The organism is Rathayibacter sp. PhB127 (assembly GCF_003751665.1).
Classification (GTDB): Bacteria; Actinomycetota; Actinomycetes; order Actinomycetales; family Microbacteriaceae; genus Rathayibacter; species Rathayibacter festucae.
The window spans coordinates 581,206-600,455 of sequence record NZ_RKHW01000001.1 but is presented as its reverse complement, the minus strand read 5'-3'; the positions used below and the strand labels follow the sequence as shown (position 1 = coordinate 600,455).

The following is a 19,250-nucleotide window of genomic DNA, read 5'->3' as shown; positions in this document are numbered from 1 at the left end:
TCAGTGCGCGGATCCGGGAGTGGGGAGGACGAGCGCCGTGGCCGTCGCAGCGACCCCCTCCCCGCGCCCGGTGAAGCCGAGCGCGTCCGAGGTCGTCGCGGCGACGCTGACCGGGGCGCCGAGGAGCGCGGACAGCAGCTGCTGGGCCTCGTCCCGCCGCGGGGAGAACTTCGGGCGGTTGCCGATCAGCTGGACCGAGACGTTGCCGATCGTGAAGCCGGCCGCCTCGACGAGCTCGCGGGTGGCGCGGAGGAAGACCTCGCCGTGCGCGTCCTGGAACCGCGGGTCGTCCGTGCCGAAGCGGGAGCCGATGTCGCCGAGGTTCGCCGCGGCGAGCAGCGCGTCGCAGATCGCGTGCGCGACGGGGTCGCCGTCGCTGTGCCCGGAGAGTCCGCGCTCACCCGGCCAGTGCAGTCCGGCGAGCCAGAGCGGCGACGCGTCGTCGAAGGCGTGCACGTCGGTGCCGATGCCGACGCGCGGCACCGCGGACGATAGCGGCGGCGCGAGCAGCTGCTCCGCGCGGGCGAGGTCCCAGGGCGTGGTGATCTTGAAGGCGAGCGGATCGCCGGGGACGACGACGGAGCCGCGGCCGTGAGCGGCGAGGAGGGCGGCGTCGTCGGTGAACTCCCGGCCGGCGGCCGCGTAGGCCTCGTCGAGCAGGCGGCGGGGGAAGCCCTGGGGCGTCTGCACGGCGGCGAGCTGCGAGCGGTCGACCGTGTCGAGGATCACCGCGTCGGCACCGACCAGCTTGATGGTGTCGGTGACGGGCAGGCCCGGGATCGCGCCGCCGCCGGTTGAGCGGACGGCCGCGAGGACGCGCTCGAACTGCGCGACGGGTGTGAGGGCCCGGGCGGCGTCGTGCACGAGGACGGTGGCGACTCCCGGGTGCAGGAGGGCGAGCCCGCGGGCGACGGACTCCTGGCGGATCGATCCGCCGGCGGTGACGAGGACCTCGACGGCGGACCCGGCGGCGCGGCGGCAGAGCGCGGCGGTCTCCTCGACGAGGGACTCCGGTGCGACGACGACGACCTGGACCGGCTCGGCGAGGGTGAGGACCGTGCGGAGGCTGCGCTCGAGGATCGTGACGCCGGCGCACTCGACGTAGGCCTTGGGGAGCTCGCGCCCGAGACGGGTGCCGCTGCCGGCGGCGACGATCACGACGGCCGCGGTCGGCGCCGATCCGGAGACGGTGTTCAACGGGACGTCCTTTCGCCGCCGGTCACAGTAGCAGCGGCCGGGAGGAGGGGGCAGCCCGGCCGGGACGCCGACGAGGCTGCGCTAGTCTTTTTCCGGCTCCTGCACCTCGATTCCGCCCTGTCCGGGGCGGGCGGAGCCGATGATCTGGAGGAACCCGTGAAGGCGCGCATCGCTGCATCCGTCGTTCTCGCGGTCGGCGTCGCGTTCGCCACCGCCGGCTGCAACCTGGTCGCCCCGCAGGCGACGCGGGCCATCTACGACCCGAGCGACGGAGTGGGTGCGACGATCGGTGATCTCGCCATCCGCAACGCGATGATCATCTCCGAGGACGGCGAGACCGGCACGCTGGTCGTCTCCCTGGTCAACGACACCGACGAGACGGTGAGCGTCGAGGTGCAGTACGAGGCGAGCACGGGCCGCACCAGCGACACGGTGGACGCGGTCCCCGGTCGCACGGAGGTCCGCCCGGGCAGCACCGAGTCGGTCACCATGGAGGGCCTCGACACGATCCCCGGCAGTCTGTTCCCCGTCTACTTCCAGTACGGCTCGGAGGAGGGCGAGGAGCTGCTCGTCCCGATCCTGACGAACGCCCTCGAGGCCTACGCGACGCTGACCCCGGCCCCGTCGGCCAGCCCGACCCTCACGCCCACGCCGAACCCGGCGCAGACGGCGCTGCCCACCCCGACCGTGCAGCCCGGCGTCGACGCCCCGGCCGAGTAGCACCCGCTTCCGCGAAGGGCCGTCCACCTCGGTGGGCGGCCCTTCGTCGTTCCGGCGGGCGGGTCCACGGGGAAGGGCCGCCCGCGCGCATGCTGGTCGAGTAGCCCCGCAGGGGCGTATCGAGACCCACCCACCCGCACAGCGGCGGCCTCCCTGACATCTCGTCGCGCAGCGACGACCCGTCGGCACTGCTCGCTCTGCTCCGGTAGGTCTCGATACGCCGCCTGCGGCGGCTACTCGACCAGCATGTGCTCCGGCGGTATCGCAACCGACGACAACGCCGCAGACGCCTCCGCCAGGCCCCGCGATCAGGCGTCGAAGCGGTAGCCGAGGCCGCGGACGGTCACTAGGAGGACCGGCTCCTTGGGCGTCTTCTCGATCTTGGAGCGGATGCGCTTGACGTGGACGTCGAGGGTCTTGGTGTCGCCGAAGTAGTCGCTGCCCCAGACGCGGTCGATCAGCTGGCCGCGGGTGAGGACGCGGCCGGCGTTGCGGAGCAGCATCTCGAGGAGCTCGAACTCCTTGAGCGGCATCGGGGTCTCGACGCCGTCGACCTCGACGGTGTGGCGCTCGATGTCCATGCGGACGGGGCCGGCGACGACGATGCGCTCCTCCCCCGGGTCCTCGGTGCGGCGCCGGAGGACGGCGCGGATGCGGGCGAGCAGCTCGCGGGTCGAGTACGGCTTGGTGACGTAGTCGTCCGCACCGAGCTCGAGTCCGACGACGATGTCCACCTCGGAGTCCTTCGCGGTGACCATGATGATCGGGATCGCGGAGCGGGTGCGGATCTCGCGGCACACCTCGGTGCCGGGCATGCCGGGGAGCATGAGGTCGAGCAGGATCAGGTCGTACTCGCCCTCGTCGAAGGCGGCGACGGCGCGCAGGCCGTCCTCGGCGACGGTGACGTCGTAGCCCTCGCGTTCGAGCAGGTAGCTGAGCGGCTCGCTGAGGGCGCTCTCGTCCTCGACGAGCAGGATGCTGGTCACGCGGTGTCTCCTATCGGGGCGGCGGACGCGAAGGGCGTCCTGGCCGGGTCTACTTCGGGGAGTCGGATGGTGAAGGTGCTGCCGCGGCCCGGCTTGGACCAGACGCGGACGTCGCCGCCGTGGTTCTGCACGGCGTGCTTGACGATGCTGAGGCCGAGCCCGGTGCCGCCGGTGTGGCGGGAGCGGGCCTGGTCGACGCGGTAGAAGCGCTCGAAGACGCGGTCGAGGTCCTCCTCGGGGATGCCGATGCCCTGGTCGGTGACGGCGATCTCGACGACGCCGCCGGTGGAGCGGACGCCGATCCCGACGCGGGAGCCGGGCGGGGAGTACTGGATGGCGTTGGCCAGCAGATTGTGCAGCGCCGAGACGAGCATCTTCTCCTGGCCGGCGACGTACGCCTTCTTCATCCCGCCCTTGACGAGAGTGACGTCGTGCGACTCCGCCATCACGTGCGTCGTCTCGAGCGCGGCGACCACGATGTCGTCGACGCGGACGACCTCGGCGGAGCCGGCGACGTCCGCCGACTGCAGGCGGGAGAGCTCGATGATCTCGCGGGTGATCTTCGCGAGGCGGTGCGACTCCTGGGTGAGGCGGTGCGCGAACCGGCGGACCTGCTTCGGGTCGTCGGCAGCGGAGTCGAGGGCCTCGGCGAGCAGGCCGACGGCGCCGATCGGCGTCTTCAGCTCGTGCGAGATGTTGGCGACGAAGTCGCGGCGGACCGCCTCCAGCCTGCGGGCCTCGGTGTGATCCTCGGCGAGGACGAGGACGAAGCGGGAGCCGAGCCGCGTGGCGTGCACGACGAGGGTGACCGCGGCGTCCGAGAGCGGGCTCGTCGCCAGCTCCAGGTCCTGCTCGATGTCGTCGCCGAAGCGGCGCACCCGGTCGACGATCGCGACGAGGTCCGGATGGAGGAGCGTGTCCTGGGAGACGAGGCCGAGCGAGATCGCGCGGGCGGACGCCTTCAGCACGTTGTGGGAGGGGTCGGTCACGAAGGCGGGAGCGCCGACGGCGTCGATGATGGCGCCGATCCCCTCGGGCAGGCCGACGGTGACGACCTCCGCGGCGATCCGGCCCTGGCGCGCGGCGAGGGTGACGACACTGGTGAGGACGATCCCGAGGACGATGCCGAGAACGAGCGACAGCACGACGATCAGGCCCGGATCCACGCTCCCAGGCTATCCATCCACCGCGCGTCTCCCTACCGGATGCCCGGCGACGGGTCGCGGGTCGAGTACTGTTCAAACGCTCGGCACCGTTCGTTAACCTGCCGTGGTCATCATGGCTGCGCCTGCGCCGGACTGGTGCAGTCGCAGCGCCGTGCGCGGCGCGGATCGGCACCGGTCTCCGTGCGTGCCGCAGAGAGGGTCGAGAAGAAGATGCGCGAAGTTTTCCAGCAGGAGCTGGCCGAGGTCCAGGATCGGCTCGTCGAGATCTCCGGACTCGTCGAGATCGCGATCGAGAAGGCGACCCAGGCGTTCAACCACTCCGACGTGTCCCTCGCCGAGGAGGTCATCGCCAGCGACGCCCGCATCGACGAGCTGGCCATCAGCCTCGACGAGCTCGCGATCGACATCCTCGCCCGCCAGGGCCCCGTCGCCCGCGACCTGCGGACCGTCGTGTCCGCGCTGCGGATCAGCGCCTCGCTCGAGCGGATGGGCGACATCGCCGAGCACATCGCCCAGCTCTCCCGCTACCGCTTCCCCGACAAGGTCGTGCCGAAGTCGCTCCGCCCGACCTTCGTCGAGATGGGCCGCCTCGACGTCGTCGTCGCGCACAAGCTCACCGAGCTGCTGCGCACCCAGGACCCCCGCATCGCCGAGGAGATCCGCGACGAGGACGACAAGATCGACGAGCTGCACGTCAGCGTCTTCGACAAGGTGCTCAGCGAGGCCTGGAAGGGCCAGGCCGCCGACACCGTCGACGCCACCCTCGCCAGCCGCTACCACGAGCGCTTCGCCGACCACGCGGTGTCCATCGCGAAGAAGGTCCAGTACCTGATCTCGGGCGACTGGGGCTGAACCTATTTGTCGATGTCGCGCGGAGCGCGATATCGACCGCGGTCGGCAGGTCGCGTGGGCGCGTTTCGCAGAGCGGGGTGCGAACGGCTATGACGAATCGCTGGCACGCGATTCGTCCGTTCGCCTTGCAGGGGGCGGCTGGTCTCGACTGTCCGCGCCCGGGCGTCGGTGAGCGAGTGCCTCCGTTCGTGCTGATCGAGTCGCGCCGGCGTGCAACGGGCGCGTACCGCGACCCGGGCCGTCCAGGGTGATCGAGTAGCGCGCGCAGCGGGCGTATCGAGATCCGCCGCCGTACGGAATCGGGGTCTCGATACGCCGCGTGCCGCGGCTACTCGACCAGCATGCGAGGGGCGCGTTCCGCGACCTGGCTCTCGCGTCCACGCTGATCGAGTCGTCGCGGCATACAGGGGGCGCGTTCCGCGACCCGGGTCGTCCATGCTGATCGAGTAGCGCGCGCAGCGGGCGTATCGAGATCCGCCGCCGCACGGGCGGGGTCTCGGTACGCCGCGTGCCGCGGCTCCTCGACCAGCGTGCGAGGGGACGGACGCGGACGGCCCGCGGGAGGGGGACTCCGGCGGGCCGTGCGGGGGTGCGAGAAGGCGGGCTACTTCTTGGCGCCCTGGGCGGCGACGGCGGCGGCGCCGGCGGCGGCGGCCTCGGGGTCGAGGTAGCGGGCCTCGCCGATCGGCTCGAAGTTCTCGTCGAGGGTGTAGACGAGGGGGATGCCGGTCGGGATGTTCAGCTCGGCGATGTCCGAGTCGGAGATGCCGTCGAGGGTCTTCACCAGCGCGCGCAGCGAGTTGCCGTGCGCGGTGATCATGACGGTCTTGCCCGAGGCGAGATCCGGCTTGATGTCCGACTCCCAGTAGGGCAGCATCCGCTCGATCACGAGCTTGAGCGACTCGGTGCGGGGCAGGTCGTCGCCGAGCTCGGCGTAGCGCTCGTCGTGCGCCTGCGAGTACTGGTCCTCGTCGTCGATGGGGGGCGGCGGCACGTCGAACGAGCGGCGCCAGGTCATGAACTGCTCGGGGCCGTACTCGGCGAGGGTCTGCGCCTTGTCCTTGCCCTGCAGCGCGCCGTAGTGGCGCTCGTTGAGGCGCCAGGAGCGCTTCACGTCGATCCACAGGCGGTCGGCCTTCTCGAGCGCGATGTTCGCGGTCTGGATCGCGCGCGTCTGGCGGGAGGTGTACACGACGTCGGGGTGCAGCTCCGCCTCGACCAGCAGCTCGCCGGCGCGAGTCGCCTCCGCGACGCCCTGCTCGGTCAGCCGCACGTCGACCCAGCCGGTGAACAGGTTCTTCTGGTTCCACTCGCTGTTGCCGTGGCGCACGAGGATGAGGGTGTAGGTCTCGGACATGCGTCCAGCTTAGAGGCGGCCCCTGCGCCCCCGGATACGCTGGAGACCATGCCGATCGGAGCCGTCACCCGCGGCACGACGGGCACGAACCGCCTCCGCCGGGTCGACCGCCGGCTGGCCGAGCTGCCGGCGCTGCGCACGACTCCGGAGCCCGTCGTCGTCGACCTCGGCTTCGGTGCGAGCGCGGTCACCACGCTCGAGCTGCACCGCCGCCTCGTCCGCGCAGCACCCGGCGTCGACGTGGTCGGCTTCGAGATCGAGCCGGCCCGTGTCGAGACCGCGCGACGGCAGCTGCAGCGGGTCCGTGAAGGGGGCACCGCCTTCCCGGCCGACGCCCGGGTGCGCTTCGAGCGCGGCGGCTTCGAGGTCCCCCTGCCCGGACGGCAGCGGGCGAGCGTGATCCGCGCCTTCAACGTCCTCCGGCAGTACGACGAGTCGGCGGTCGCGGAGGCGTGGCGGACGATGACCGACCGACTGACCCCCGACGGCGTGCTGGTGGAGGGGACCTGCGACGAGATCGGCCGGATCTGCACCTGGATCGAGATCGGCCGCGAGGGGCCCCGCTCGCTCACCCTGTCGCTCCGGCTCGGCGCCGTGCCCTCGCCGATGATCGCGGCGGAGCGGCTGCCGAAGGCGCTGATCCACCGCAACGTCGCGGGCGAGCCGGTCCACGCGTTCCTGCTGGCGCTGGAGCGGGCCTGGCTGCACGCCGCCCCGCTCGCCGTCTACGGGCCGACGCAGCGCTGGATCGCCGCCGTCGAGTCGCTGCGGGGTAAGTGGCCGATCCTCGGCGGGCGGCGGCGGTGGCGTCTCGGGGAGGTGACCGTCGCGTGGGACGCAGTGGCTCCGCTCGGCCCAGCCCCGTCACTGTGAGCATTCTCATATTCACGCCCGCTACCCTCGTGCCCCATGGACGACCCTCCCCCTGAACCCTCGGGCACTGCTCCCTCCTCCGCCGCACCGACCTCGACCCTGATCGGCGGTGCCGCGGGTGCCTGAATGGCTCGGCATCGTCATCGGACTGCTCCTCACCGTCGGCACCGGTCTCTTCGTCGCCTCCGAGTTCGCGCTGGTCAACCTCGACCGCAACGAGCTGGAGGAGCGCCGCGCCCGCGGTGAGAAGCGCCTCGACCCGACGATCTCCGCCCTGCGGATCACCTCCACCCATCTCTCCGGCGCGCAGCTGGGCATCACCCTCACCACGCTGCTCACCGGCTACACCTTCGAGCCCGCGATCAGCTCGCTGCTCGGCGACCCGCTGCGCTCGCTCGGGATCCCGGCCGAGATCGTGCCGGGCATCGGCACGGTCGTCGGCGTCCTGCTGGCGACCGTTTTCTCGATGGTGATCGGCGAGCTGGTTCCCAAGAACTTCGCGCTGGCGCTGCCGCTGAAGACGGCGCAGGTCGTCGTGCCGTTCCAGATCCTCTTCACCACGGTCTTCAAGCCCGTGATCCGGCTCTTCAACAACACGGCCAACGCCCTGATCCGCGCCATGGGCATCGAGCCCAAGGAGGAGCTCTCGGGCGCCCGCAGCGCCGACGAGCTCGGCTCGCTGGTGCGCCGCTCGGTGCTCGAGGGCACGCTCGACAGCGACCACGCGGACCTGCTGCACCGCACGCTCCGCTTCTCGAGCCGCAGCGTCGCCGACGTGATGACGCCGCGGGTCCGGATGGCCTCCGTCCCGCTCGCGAGCACCGCGGAGGACGTGGTCCGGCTCGCGAACCGCACCGGGTTCTCGCGCTTCCCCGTCATCGGCCGCGACTCCGACGACGTCCGCGGCGTCCTGCACGTCAAGCACGCGTTCGCGCTCGAGCCGGAGCAGCGTGCCCGGGTGACGGCCGAGTCCCTGATGATCGCGCCGATGCGCGTCCCCGAGACCGCACGCGCCGACGCCCTGCTCGCTCCCCTGCGCGGCAGCGGCCTCGCGATCGCGGTCGTCGTCGACGAGTACGGCGGGACCGCGGGGGTCGTGACGCTCGAGGACCTCGTCGAGGAGATCGTCGGCGAACTGGAGGACGAGCACGACCGCAGCCGCGCCGGCGTCGTCCGCTCCGGCCGCTCGGCGACCTTCGGCGGCGAGCTGCGCCCCGACGAGGTCGCGGAGCGCCTCGGCGCCGTGGTGCCCGAGGGCGAGGACTACGACACGGTCGCGGGCTTCCTCGCCTCGACGCTGGGGCGCGTGCCCGAGCTCGGCGACGAGGTCGCCGTGGCCGGCGGCGTGCTGCGGGTCGACCGCGTCGCCGCCCACCGCGTCGACCGCGTCCGCTTCACCCCGTCCGCTGCCGGAGACGAGACCGACGGAGGCGATGCCGTCGGCGTCGCCGCCCTCCGAGCCGAGGGGGCCGCCCATGAGTGAGTACCTGCCGGGGATCGCCTGGCTCGTGGTCCTGCTGATCGTCAACGCCTTCTTCGTCGGCGCCGAGTTCGCCGTCATCTCCGCTCGCCGCTCGCAGATCGAGCCGCGGGCCGATGCGGGCAGCCGCGCGGCGAAGACCACCCTGTGGGCGATGGAGCACGCCACCCTGATGCTCGCGACGAGCCAGCTGGGCATCACCGTCTGCTCGCTGGTGATCCTCAACGTCTCCGAGCCGGCGATCCACCACCTGCTCGAGGTCCCGCTGGGCTTCACGGCGCTGTCCGCGGAGGCGATCGGCGTGATCGCGTTCGTCGCCGCGCTGCTGCTCGTCACCTTCCTGCACGTCGTGTTCGGCGAGATGGTCCCGAAGAACCTGGCGTTCTCGGTGCCGACCCGGGCCGCGCTGCTCCTCGCTCCGCCGCTCGTGCTGGTCTCGCGCCTCGTGAAGCCGGTGATCTGGTCGCTGAACGCGGTCGCCAACGGCATCCTCCGCCTGGTGCGGGTGGAGCCGAAGGACGAGGCGACCAGCGCCTTCACGCTGGATGAGGTCGCCGCGATCGTCCGCCAGTCGACCCGCGAGGGCGTGCTGGTCGACGCCTCCGGCACCGTCACGGCGGCGTTCGAGTTCACGACCAAGCGGGTCGCGGACGTCGCGGTCCCGCTCGAGCGGATGGTGCTGCTGCCCGCCGAGGCCACGCCCGCGGACGTGCGCCGCGCAGTGGCCGAGCACGGCTACTCCCGCTATCTGCTCGCGGACGGCGACGGCCTGCCCGGCGGCTACCTGCACCTCAAGGACGTCTCCGACCTCGACGCGACCGAGGTGCCGGTGCCGCGCAAGCGGATCCGCCGGCTCGCCGCGGTCTCGGCCGGCGACGAGCTGGAGGACGCGCTCGCCGCGCTCCGGCGCACCGGCGCGCACCTCGCCCGGGTGGTCGACGCCGAGGGCCGCACCACCGGTGTCCTCTTCCTCGAGGACATCATCGAGGAGCTCGTGGGCGAGGTGCAGGACGCCACCAACGCGTGAGCCCCGGAGGAGCCCGGCCGGTCAGGCGAGCTCGGGCAGCGCGGCTCTCGCCTCGGCCGAGCTCGCCCCGGTCGCCGTCAGCAGGTCGACGACGAGCGGGCGGAGGATGACCAGCAGCGTCTTCTCCGCCAGCCGCGCCTCGGGGATCAGCGCCTGCGGGTCGAGGGTCGTCGCGAGCAGCACGAGGTCCTGACGCGCGAGCGCGAGCACGGCGGGCTCGGTGACGGCCCGGCCGATCAGCGCGATCCCCGGGCCGACGTCCGCGACCACGTCGGCGAGCGCCGGCCGCGGCACGGCGTCGCCGACCAGGAAGTCGGTGCGCCGCGCGACGATGCGGAGGTTGCGGGTCGCGAGGTCGAGCGCGGCGAGCATCGTGCGCTGCCGCTCCAGCTCCGCGCGGTGCCGCCGGACGAACGGCGAGATCCGCGCGACGCCGATCGCCGAGTCGAGGGCGGCCGTCCAGCCGTCGATCACCGGCTGCGTGCCGCGGACGCGCTCGAGCGCCGCCGCGGAGGCCGCCTGATCGCCCCGGCGGAGCGCGTCGGCGAGCGCGTCGATCGTCTCCGCCAGTGCCGACACCAGCCGCCGAGCCTCGGCGCGCGCCGCCCGGAGCGGGTTGCGCGGCACGATCGCGGTGCACAGCAGCGCGGCGAGTCCGCCGACCAGCCCGTCGAGGCTCCGGGTGAACACTCCCCCGTCGGGCGCGGGCAGGATCATCACCAGCATCGCCTGCGTACCGGCCGCCACCGCGAAGCCGGGCGACGGCGAGAGCGCCCGCCCCACGGTGAAGACGATCGCGAGCACCACGGCCAGCTGCCAGACACCGGTGCCCCAGAGCAGCAGCAGCACCTCGCTCGCGGTGATCCCGATCAGCATGCCGATCGCGGTCTCGGCGACCTGCTTCGGCCGGGTGTCGCGCGCGATGCCCAGGCTCGAGATGGTCGCCGTCAGCGACAGCACCGGGGCGGGGTGCCCGAAGACGAAGCGCGAGACGGAGTAGGCGAGGATCGCCGCGAGGACGATCTGCAGCACCGCGGGCAGCGACGCCACGGCGCGCGCGACGCCCCGGCCGGGCCGGACGTCGTCGAGGCGGACGAGCGCCCGGATCCGCGCGGCCGCCCGATCCCGCCGAGCGGGTCCTGCGGCCACCACGGCGTGGCCTACCTGGTCGCTGCCCCGAGGCGGGGCAGGCGGGGCACTCCCGCCTCGGCGCCGGCGCCCGGCGGCACGACGACCTCCTGGGCGGCGGAGACGCGGATCTCGCCGGCCAGCACGGTGAGCTCGAGGTCGACGGGGACCGAGCGCTTGACGACGGCGAGGGCGATGGGGCCCTCCTCGTAGTGCCAGGCGCTCGCGGTGACGGTGCCGACCTCGACCGGCTCGCCGCCCTTGAGCGCCGTGACGACGTCGCCGTGCCCGGGCAGGGCGGAGTCGGAGCCGTCGAGCTGCAGCAGCACGAGGCGGCGGGGCGGGTGGCCGAGGTTGTGCACCTTGGCGACCGTCTCCTGACCGCGGTAGCAGCCCTTGGCCAGGTGCACCGAGGAGCGGAGCAGGTCGAGCTCGTGCGGGATCGAGCGGTCGTCGACCTCGGTCGCGTGCCGCGGGCGCCAGGCGGCGATGCGGAGCGCCTCGAGGGCGTCGGAGCCGGCGAGCGCCACGCCCGCCGCGCGGGTCCGGGACTCGAGCCCGTCGAGCGCCGCGCGCGGCACGAGGGTCTCGCGGGCGGTCCAGCCGGCCGCGGGGTGCGCGGGAGCGGTGGCGTACTGCCAGCCGCCGGGCTGCACCTGCGCCCACGGATCGAGCCAGCTGATGCCGGACTCCCCCGCGAGCTCGAGGGCCAGCGCGGTCGCGGGGCCGTCGCCGAGCGTCGCGAGCGTCGCGAACTCGACGGTGCGGTCGGCGATCTCGACGCGGAGCATGAAGCGCATCCGGTCGAGCCAGGCCGCGAGCCCCGGCGTCTCGTCGCGGTCGAGGAGGAGCCAGGCGGTCTCGCCGTCGTCGACGACGCGGATGAGGTGCTCGATCCGCCCGGACGGGTCCAGCAGCAGAGTCTCGGCCGAGTCGCCGGGGGCGAGGCGGGCGAGCGCCTGGCTGGTCAGCGAGTCGAGCCAGGTGAGGCGGTCCGGACCGGTGACGGTGACGACGCCGCGACCCGAGAGGTCGACGATCGCGGTGCCCGCGGCGAGCGCCCGCTGCTCGCGGAACGGCTCGCCGTAGTGCGCGGCGACGCCGGGCTCGGCCGCACTGGTCCCGACGACGGCGCCCGAGACAGACAGGAGCGGGGAGATCGGCAGCCGCTCGGAGGACGCGGTCTCATTCGACACGGGCGAGCCTTCCGGAGGAGTGGGTGCGGAGTCCCTGGCCGAGCGCGGCGATGTCCCACGCCCAGAGCAGGTGGTCGTCGACGAGGCCGTAGAGGCGGGTGGCGGCCGCGTAGTCCTTCGCGGCGGCGGTGCGCATGACGGCGTCGGTCGCGAGGTCGATCCGCGGGCCCTTGACCTGGCCGAGGTACAGCTCGCTGACGCCGTCGGGGTGCACCAGCGACACCTCGATGTCGAAGCCGCCGGCCCCGTTGCGCAGCGTCTCGACCGACTCGGCGTCGGGGAACGCGGGCGCACCGCGGCCCGGGAGCATCGCGGGGCCCGCGTCGGCGTCGGTGAGCGGGCGGCTGAGCCGCCAGTAGCCCATCTCGCTCACGAGCGGCCGATGGCCGACCTCGCTGTCGTCCTCGAGCAGCCAGGTGTACGAGCTGTAGTTGAGGTAGGGCAGGCCGTCGTAGCTGAAGCTCACGCGGTGGCCGAACTCGGCCTGCACGGAGTCGTCGCCGACGGCGTAGTCGATGACGCCCGATCCCTCCCAGACGCCGAGAAGCCAGGAGAGCGGGACGAGTTCGGGCGGGAGGCCCGAGGGGAGGGAGATCAAACCTGCTCCGGCGGCGGCTAGCGCTGGCCGCGGTAGAGCTTGTAGACGACCACGCCGGAGACCCACGCGATCGCGAGGGAGGCGAGCCCGAGCAGTCCGAGATAGAAGAGTTCGAGGGCGAGAAGCATGAGTCCATCCTATCCGGCGGCACCGACGCGACGGGGTGGAGGAGGCCCGATCAGAGCGAGGCGAGGGCGGCGATGCCGCTGGCGACCGCGACGACGACCATCGCGCCGACGACGCTCGTCATCGTGCGCACCAGGTAGCCGTCCGCCTTCGCCACGGCGAGCTGGACGGCGAAGGTCGCGAGGACGCAGCCGCCGAAGGTCAGCGCCAGCCAGAGCTGCTGCGAGACGGCCGGGGCGATCACCAGGGTGACGACGGAGCCGAGGAGCGCGAGCACCCAGACCGCTGCCACTCCCGCGCGATCCCTGCCCATCCCTCAATTGTGCCCCAGGGAATCGGCCTCTCCGACCCGCCGCTAGTATTGCCGGAGACCAATCCTGGAGGATCCGTGGCGCAGTTGTTGATACTGACCTCAGCCGGTGGCTCGGAGGTCCTCCCCGCACTGGGCCTGCTCAGCCACAAGACCCGGCAGATCCCGGCGGAGCCGGCGCACCTCGTGAACGCCCCGAGCTGCGACCTCATCTTCGTCGACGCCCGGCAGGACCTGGCCAGCGCGAAGTCGCTCTGCAAGATCCTGACCACCACCGGGATCAACGTCCCGCTCATCCTCATCCTCACCGAGGGCGGTCTCACCGCGGTCTCGGCGGACTGGGGCGTGAACGACGTCATCCTCGACTCGGCGGGCCCCGCCGAGGTCGACGCCCGCATCCGGCTGGTCATCGGCCGACTCGCGCAGGAGCAGTCGACCTCGCGGATCCAGGCGTCCGGCGTCGTGATCGACGAGGCCAGCTACTCCGCGAAGGTGCACGGGCGCCCGCTCGACCTCACCTTCAAGGAGTTCGAGCTGCTGCGGTTCTTCGCGACGCACCCGTCGCGCGTCTTCACCCGCGAGCAGCTGCTCAGCGAGGTCTGGGGCTACGACTACTTCGGCGGCACCCGCACGGTCGACGTGCACGTGCGGCGCCTGCGCGCCAAGCTCGGCGATCTGGAATCGCTCATCGGGACGGTCCGCAACGTCGGATACCGCTTCAACGTGTACGAAGAGGACAATGAACGAGTCGCTCAATCTCTCGGTTGAGAACCTGGCCGATCCCGCCGTCGCCGCGGGGCTCGAGCACCTGATCGGCCGGGCCGCCTGGTTCGACGGCCGGCCGCCGTTCAGCGATCAGACCCTGATCGACGCGCGGGCCGGATCGCGCACACTCCTCGTCGGCCTGCGCGCCGACGTCGTGGTGGCGGCCGCCGTGCTCGGCCAGGGCGAGCTGGAGTTCGTGGTGGACCCGGAGTGGCGCGGCGTCGGCTTCGGCCGCGCCGTCCTCGATCAGGTGCTCGCGAGCGGGCGCACCGGGCTCCTGGCCTGGGCGCACGGTGACCACCCGGCGGCCAGGGCCCTCGCCGCCTCGCACGACTTCGCGCCGGTGCGTACGCTGCTGCACCTCGCGCTCGATCCGCTCGTCGCCCCGGAGGTGAGCGTCCCCGAGGGCTTCGCGCTCTCCGACGGCCGCGACCTCGACCCGGCCGAGTGGGTCGCTCTCAACGCCCGGGTCTTCGCCGCGCACCCGGAGCAGGGCCGGATCACCGAGGACGACCTGGCCGCACGCCGGGCCGAGTCCTGGTACGACGACGGGGACTTCCTCCTGCTCCGCGACGCCGACGGCGCGCTCGTCGGCTACGACTGGCTGAAGATCGAGCCGGAGTCGACGACGGGCGAGATCTACGTCCTCGGCGTGGCCCCCGAGACCGCCGGTCGCGGACTCGGCCGGACGCTCCTCGGGGCGGGACTCGCCCGGATGCTCGAGCGCGGCTGCGCCGTCGCGGACCTCTACGTCGAGGCGGAGAACCGCTCCGCCGTGGCGCTGTACCGCTCGCTCGGCTTCACCGACGCCGCCGTCGACGTGCAGTACCTGCACCGCCGCCCCGCGGTGCGCTGAGCGGCGCACCGGCTCCGAGGCTCCTCCCCAGGGCGGGTTCACCCGGCATTCACCACGGGCGGCGCGGGCGCGTCCGAGGCGGTGCCAGGATGGTCGCATGGACGGCGACAACCTGATTCTCGAAGACGGCCTGAGCGACGAGCTCGACGACGACTTCGACGAGGAGGAGGAGGGTCACTCCGACCCCCTGCTCCCGGACGACCGCTACCTCGACCGCGAGCTGAGCTGGCTGGCGTTCAACCAGCGCGTGCTCGAGCTGGCCGAGGACCCGCTGGTCCCCGCGCTCGAGCGGGCCAACTTCCTCGCGATCTTCTCGTCCAACCTCGACGAGTTCTTCATGGTCCGCGTCGCGGGGCTGAAGCGCCGCATCCTCACCGGTCTCGCGCTGCCCACCAACATCGGGCGGGTGCCGGTCGACGTGCTGACCGACATCTCCGAGAAGGCGCACCTGCTGCAGCAGCGGCACTCGCGCGCCTTCAAGGAGCTCGTCGAGCCGGCCCTCCGCGACGCCGGGATCGACATCGTCCGCTGGAGCGAGCTCAGCGACGCCGAGCGCGAGGTGCTCGACGACTACTTCTCGGCGCAGGTCTTCCCCGTGCTGATGCCGCTGGCCGTCGACCCGGCGCACCCGTTCCCCTACATCTCCGGGCTCTCGCTCAACCTCTCGGTGCGCGTGCGCAACCCGAAGACCCAGAAGACCGAGTTCGCCCGCCTCAAGGTGCCGCAGATGCTGCCGCGCTTCGTGCGGATCGCCGGCGTCGCCGCTCCGGGCGAGCCGATGCGCTTCATCTCGCTCGAGGACCTGATCGCGAACCAGCTCGACGACCTCTTCCCGGGCATGGAGATCCTCGACCACCACGTCTTCCGGGTCACCCGCAATGAGGACGTCGAAGTCGACGAGGACGAGACCGAGAACCTGATCAAGGCGCTCGAGAAGGAGCTCCTCCGCCGCCGGTTCGGCCCGCCCATCCGCCTCGAGGTGACCGACGACATGGACGACGAGACCCTCGGGCTCCTCGTCCGCGAGCTCGACATCACCACGCAGGAGGTCTACAAGCTCCCCGCGCCGCTCGACCTCGGCGGCCTGTTCAGCCTCCAGAAGATCGACCGGCCGGACCTGAAGTACCCCAACCACGTCCCGACGACGGCCGTGCAGCTCTCGCCGAGCGAGCCGAACCAGCGCCAGGACATCTTCAAGGCGGTCTCGCGCGGCGACGTGCTGCTGCACCACCCCTACGAGTCCTTCGCGACGAGCGTCCAGGCGTTCCTCGAGCAGGCCGCGGCCGACCCCGACGTGCTGGCGATCAAGCAGACGCTGTACCGCACCTCGGGCGACTCCCCCATCGTCGAGGCGCTGATCGACGCCGCGGAGTCCGGCAAGCAGGTGCTCGCGCTCGTCGAGATCAAGGCGCGCTTCGACGAGAAGGCCAACATCTCCTGGGCGCGCAAGCTCGAGAAGGCCGGCGTCCACGTGGTCTACGGCCTCGTCGGGCTGAAGACCCACTGCAAGCTCGCGCTGGTCATCCGCCAGGAGAAGGGCGGGGTGCTGCGGCACTACTCCCACATCGGCACCGGCAACTACAATCCGAAGACCTCGCGGATCTACGAGGACCTCGGCCTGCTGACCGCCGACCCTGAGGTCGGCAAGGACCTCACCCGCCTCTTCAACGAGCTCTCCGGCTACGCGATCGAGAAGAAGTTCAAGCGCCTGCTGGTCGCGCCGCGTCATCTGCGCAAGGGACTGCTGAAGCGGATCGCGGCCGAGACCGAGAACGCTCGCGCCGGCCGCCCCTCGGGCATCCGGATCAAGATGAACTCGATCGTCGACGAGTCGGTGATCGACGCGCTCTACCGCGCGAGCCAGGCCGGCGTGCCCGTCGACGTCTGGGTCCGCGGCATCTGCGGGCTGAAGCCCGGGCAGGAGGGACTCTCGGAGAACATCCGCGTCCGCTCCATCCTCGGGCGCTACCTCGAGCACTCCCGCATCTTCAGCTTCGTCAACGGCGGCGAGCCCGAGGTCTTCATCGGCAGCGCCGACATGATGCACCGCAACCTCGACCGCCGCGTCGAGGCGCTGGTGCGGATCGTCGAGCCGGCGCACCTCAGCGAGATCGCCGACATGTTCGACCGCGCGATGGACGAGAAGACCGCCTCCTGGTGGCTCGGCCCGGACGGGATCTGGACGCGGCACCACCTCGACGAGGACGGCGCACCCCTCTCCGATCTGCAGAACCGGCTGATGGCGCACATCACGCACCGCAAGCGCACGGCGACGCGGACCGGCTCCCGAGCCTCCACCCGCTGACGCCGTGACGGGGACCGTCTACGCGGCCGGCGCCGTGTGCTGGCGGATCATCGAGGGGCGCCTGCACGTCCTGGTGATCCACCGGCCGCACCGCAAGGACGTCAGCCTGCCCAAGGGCAAGGTCGATCCGGGCGAGTCGCTGCCGGAGACCGCGGTGCGCGAGATCCGCGAGGAGACCGGGTTCGCGGTCGCGCTCGGAGTGCCGCTCGGCACCGTGCAGTACGCGCTGCCGAACGGGCGACCGAAGACCGTGCACTACTGGGCGGCACGAGTGACCGAGAAGGCGGTGCTCGCCTCGGACTTCGTGCCGAACCGCGAGGTCGAGGCGCTCGAGTGGGTCACGATCAAGCGCGCCCGCAGCTACCTGACCTACCCGCACGACATCGAGATCGTCGACGAGTTCGCGCGGATCGTCTCGCGCGGCACGCATGACACCTTCGCCGTCGTGGTGCTCCGGCACGCGAAGGCGGTCCCCGCGTCCTCCTGGGACGGGCGCGACTCCACCCGGCGGCTCAACCGCCGCGGCGACGAGGAGGCGGCCGCCGCGAGCCGCGCCGTCGCCGCCTGGCGGCCCCGTCGGCTCGTCACGAGCACGGCGAAGCGCTGCCGGGCCACGATCGCTCCGCTCTCCGCGCTGCTCAAGCGGCCGGTCCGCCTCTCGGAGGACCTCAGCCAGGACGCGCACGAGCACGGCGCCGCCGACGTCCGCTCGGTCGTCGGCAAGCGGGTCCGCGCGCGCAAGAGCGCCGTGCTCTGCAGCCACGGTCCGGTGATCCCCGAGATCCTGCGCGAGCTGGCACTGGCCACCGCGACCCCGATCGGCCCGTACCTCGAGGAGGCCTCCGACCTGCCGACCGGCGGCTTCGCGGTCGTGCACCTCTCCGTCCAGCACCCGGGGTCCGGGATCGTCGCGATCGAGACGCACGCACCGCTCGAGTAGCTCCCGAAAGGGCGGCGGGAGTGCCGCGCGAATACTGCTCCTCCGCGCTCAGCGGCGCCTGAGGGCGGCCCGTCGTTCACCGCGCGTTCACCGAGCGGACGGGGCCAGGACACGACCCCTCCGTACTCTCGCTGGCGGGCCGCACCAAGCCCGTCCATCCCCCCTGCTTTCCTACCCGAAAGGGATACTTGTGCGTTTCTCGCGTCTCGGCCAGGCGGCCGTCATCGCCGCCGTCGCAGCCATCACGCTGACCTCCTGTGCTGCCAACGAGGGAGGCGCCTCCGCGGGCGAGTCCTCCGGCTCAGCCAGCACCCTCGAGGGCACCCTCAACGGCATCGGCGCCTCCTCGCAGGGCTCCGCCCAGGAGGCCTGGGTCTCCGCCTTCCAGCAGGCGAACACCGGCGTCACCGTCAACTACTCCCCCGACGGCTCCGGCGCGGGCCGTGAGGCCTTCATCGCCGGCGGCGCCGACTTCGCCGGCTCGGACCGCGCGCTGAAGCTCGAGGAGCTCGACGGCTCCTTCGGCAAGTGCGTCGAGGGCACCTCCGCCATCGACGTCCCGGCCTACATCTCGCCGATCGCGATCGTCTTCAACGTGGAGGGTGTCGACGAGCTCAACCTCGACGCCGCCACCATCGCGGGCATCTTCAAGGGCACCATCACCACCTGGAACGCCCCCGAGATCGCCGCGCTGAACCCCGACGCGACGCTCCCGTCCTCGAACATCACCGCCGTGCACCGCTCGGACGACTCGGGCACCACCGAGAACTTCGCCGCGTACCTCAACGCGACCGCGCCCACCGTGTGGGACGCCGAGCCCGACGGAGTCTGGCCCTACGAGGGCGGCGAGGCGGCCCAGGGCACCTCGGGCGTCATCGACACCGTCACCAACGGCCAGAACACCATCGGCTACGCCGACGCCTCGCGCGCCGGCAGCCTGGGCACCGCCAAGGTGAAGGTCGGCGACGACTTCGTCGCCTACTCGCCCGAGGCCGCTGCCGCGATCGTCGACGCGTCCCCCGAGGCGACCGACCGTCCCGAGAACGACATCGTCTACGAGATCGACTACGCCTCCGAGGAGGCCGGCGTCTACCCGGTCGTCCTGGTGAGCTACCTCATCGCCTGCCAGGAGTACCAGGACGCCGCGACGGGCGAGCTCGTCAAGGCGTACCTCGGCTACGTGACCAGCGAGGAGGGCCAGCAGGAGGCCGCCACCTCCGCCGGCGCCGCGCCGCTCTCGTCGGAGCTGTCGACCCAGGTCGCGACGGCCATCGAGTCGATCAAGTAACCTCCCCCTCATGACGCGGCCCCGGACCCCAGCCGGTCCGGGGCCGCGTCACGGCTCGGCCCCCTCCCCCACACCGAACG

General features: G+C 72.1%; 18 protein-coding genes. 10 read left to right on the top strand and 8 right to left on the bottom strand.

What is annotated here, in order from left to right:
• Positions 1–1,197, bottom strand: coding sequence for a 2-C-methyl-D-erythritol 4-phosphate cytidylyltransferase (gene ispD / locus EDF22_RS02965; protein ID WP_123702251.1), 1,197 nt, complete (start codon positions 1,195–1,197; stop codon positions 1–3).
• 156 nt (positions 1,198–1,353) lie between these two features.
• Between ispD and EDF22_RS02960 the strand changes: the two genes are divergently transcribed.
• Complete coding sequence (locus EDF22_RS02960; protein ID WP_123445155.1) at positions 1,354–1,917, top strand: hypothetical protein; 564 nt, start codon at positions 1,354–1,356, stop codon at positions 1,915–1,917.
• A 308-nt stretch (positions 1,918–2,225) separates the two neighbouring features.
• On the opposite strand, the gene EDF22_RS02955 is transcribed toward EDF22_RS02960, so the two are convergent.
• Entirely contained in the window at positions 2,226–2,903 is a 678-nt protein-coding gene (locus tag EDF22_RS02955) for a response regulator transcription factor (RefSeq protein WP_123445154.1), read from the bottom strand.
• A complete protein-coding gene (locus tag EDF22_RS02950) occupies positions 2,900–4,069 on the bottom strand; it encodes a cell wall metabolism sensor histidine kinase WalK (RefSeq protein ID WP_123702249.1) in 1,170 nt (389 codons plus the stop codon). Before EDF22_RS02950 ends, EDF22_RS02955 begins: the two co-directional genes overlap by 4 nt.
• Before the next feature lie 210 nt (positions 4,070–4,279).
• On the opposite strand from EDF22_RS02950, the gene phoU reads away from it, so the two are divergent.
• On the top strand, positions 4,280–4,921 hold the full coding sequence (gene phoU / locus EDF22_RS02945) for a phosphate signaling complex protein PhoU (protein ID WP_123702247.1): 642 nt from the start codon (positions 4,280–4,282) through the stop codon (positions 4,919–4,921).
• 604 nt (positions 4,922–5,525) lie between these two features.
• Here phoU and EDF22_RS02940 read toward each other — a convergent pair.
• Entirely contained in the window at positions 5,526–6,278 is a 753-nt protein-coding gene (locus EDF22_RS02940) for a phosphoglyceromutase (protein WP_123702245.1), read from the bottom strand.
• A 48-nt stretch (positions 6,279–6,326) separates the two neighbouring features.
• Here EDF22_RS02940 and EDF22_RS02935 point away from each other — a divergent pair, with 48 nt between their 5' ends.
• From EDF22_RS02935 to EDF22_RS02925, 3 genes are all read left to right on the top strand, one after another.
• Positions 6,327–7,151, top strand: a complete 825-nt coding sequence (locus EDF22_RS02935) for a class I SAM-dependent methyltransferase (RefSeq protein ID WP_123702243.1) — start codon at positions 6,327–6,329, stop codon at positions 7,149–7,151.
• Positions 7,152–7,269: 118 nt separating this feature from the next.
• Positions 7,270–8,634, top strand: coding sequence for a hemolysin family protein (locus EDF22_RS02930; protein WP_123704653.1), 1,365 nt, complete (start codon positions 7,270–7,272; stop codon positions 8,632–8,634).
• Entirely contained in the window at positions 8,627–9,658 is a 1,032-nt protein-coding gene (locus EDF22_RS02925; RefSeq protein WP_123704651.1) for a hemolysin family protein, read from the top strand. Before EDF22_RS02930 ends, EDF22_RS02925 begins: the two co-directional genes overlap by 8 nt.
• A gap of 21 nt (positions 9,659–9,679) precedes the next feature.
• Here EDF22_RS02925 and EDF22_RS02920 read toward each other — a convergent pair whose 3' ends face one another.
• From EDF22_RS02920 to EDF22_RS02905, 4 genes are all read right to left on the bottom strand, one after another.
• Positions 9,680–10,810, bottom strand: a complete 1,131-nt coding sequence (locus tag EDF22_RS02920; protein ID WP_123702241.1) for an aromatic acid exporter family protein — start codon at positions 10,808–10,810, stop codon at positions 9,680–9,682.
• Positions 10,811–10,818: 8 nt separating this feature from the next.
• Complete coding sequence (locus EDF22_RS02915; RefSeq protein WP_397460132.1) at positions 10,819–11,982, bottom strand: folate-binding protein YgfZ; 1,164 nt, start codon at positions 11,980–11,982, stop codon at positions 10,819–10,821.
• Positions 11,972–12,580, bottom strand: a complete 609-nt coding sequence (locus EDF22_RS02910) for an FABP family protein (RefSeq protein WP_123702239.1) — start codon at positions 12,578–12,580, stop codon at positions 11,972–11,974. Before EDF22_RS02910 ends, EDF22_RS02915 begins: the two co-directional genes overlap by 11 nt.
• Positions 12,581–12,758: 178 nt before the next feature.
• Positions 12,759–13,019 carry a hypothetical protein gene (locus EDF22_RS02905; protein WP_133960548.1) on the bottom strand — a complete coding sequence of 87 codons (261 nt, stop codon included), beginning with the start codon at positions 13,017–13,019 and terminating at the stop codon, positions 12,759–12,761.
• Between the two features lie 75 nt (positions 13,020–13,094).
• Between EDF22_RS02905 and EDF22_RS02900 the strand changes: the two genes are divergently transcribed.
• The 5 genes from EDF22_RS02900 to EDF22_RS02880 all read left to right on the top strand — a co-directional run bounded on the left by EDF22_RS02900 (position 13,095) and on the right by EDF22_RS02880 (position 19,170).
• Entirely contained in the window at positions 13,095–13,784 is a 690-nt protein-coding gene (locus tag EDF22_RS02900) for a winged helix-turn-helix domain-containing protein (protein ID WP_123445147.1), read from the top strand.
• Entirely contained in the window at positions 13,756–14,637 is an 882-nt protein-coding gene (gene mshD, locus EDF22_RS02895; protein ID WP_123702235.1) for a mycothiol synthase, read from the top strand. Before EDF22_RS02900 ends, mshD begins: the two co-directional genes overlap by 29 nt.
• Positions 14,638–14,734: 97 nt before the next feature.
• Complete coding sequence (locus tag EDF22_RS02890; protein ID WP_123702233.1) at positions 14,735–16,942, top strand: RNA degradosome polyphosphate kinase; 2,208 nt, start codon at positions 14,735–14,737, stop codon at positions 16,940–16,942.
• Between the two features lie 4 nt (positions 16,943–16,946).
• A complete protein-coding gene (locus tag EDF22_RS02885) occupies positions 16,947–17,882 on the top strand; it encodes an NUDIX domain-containing protein (protein WP_123702231.1) in 936 nt (311 codons plus the stop codon).
• Between the two features lie 190 nt (positions 17,883–18,072).
• Positions 18,073–19,170 (top strand): phosphate ABC transporter substrate-binding protein PstS, encoded by a 1,098-nt coding sequence (locus EDF22_RS02880; protein ID WP_123702229.1) that lies wholly within the window; start codon positions 18,073–18,075, stop codon positions 19,168–19,170.
• The last annotated feature ends 80 nt before the right edge of the window (positions 19,171–19,250 follow it).

What these genes read in the sequence shown, in the direction of transcription:
- EDF22_RS02890 (WP_123702233.1), top strand. Translation starts at nt 14,735, where the DNA reads ATGGACGGCGACAACCTGATTCTCGAAGACGGCCTGAGCGACGAGCTC.
- EDF22_RS02940 (WP_123702245.1), bottom strand. Translation starts at nt 6,278, where the DNA reads ATGTCCGAGACCTACACCCTCATCCTCGTGCGCCACGGCAACAGCGAG.
- phoU (WP_123702247.1), top strand. Translation starts at nt 4,280, where the DNA reads ATGCGCGAAGTTTTCCAGCAGGAGCTGGCCGAGGTCCAGGATCGGCTC.
- EDF22_RS02935 (WP_123702243.1), top strand. Translation starts at nt 6,327, where the DNA reads ATGCCGATCGGAGCCGTCACCCGCGGCACGACGGGCACGAACCGCCTC.
- EDF22_RS02905 (WP_133960548.1), bottom strand. Translation starts at nt 13,019, where the DNA reads ATGGGCAGGGATCGCGCGGGAGTGGCAGCGGTCTGGGTGCTCGCGCTC.
- mshD (WP_123702235.1), top strand. Translation starts at nt 13,756, where the DNA reads ATGAACGAGTCGCTCAATCTCTCGGTTGAGAACCTGGCCGATCCCGCC.
- EDF22_RS02925 (WP_123704651.1), top strand. Translation starts at nt 8,627, where the DNA reads ATGAGTGAGTACCTGCCGGGGATCGCCTGGCTCGTGGTCCTGCTGATC.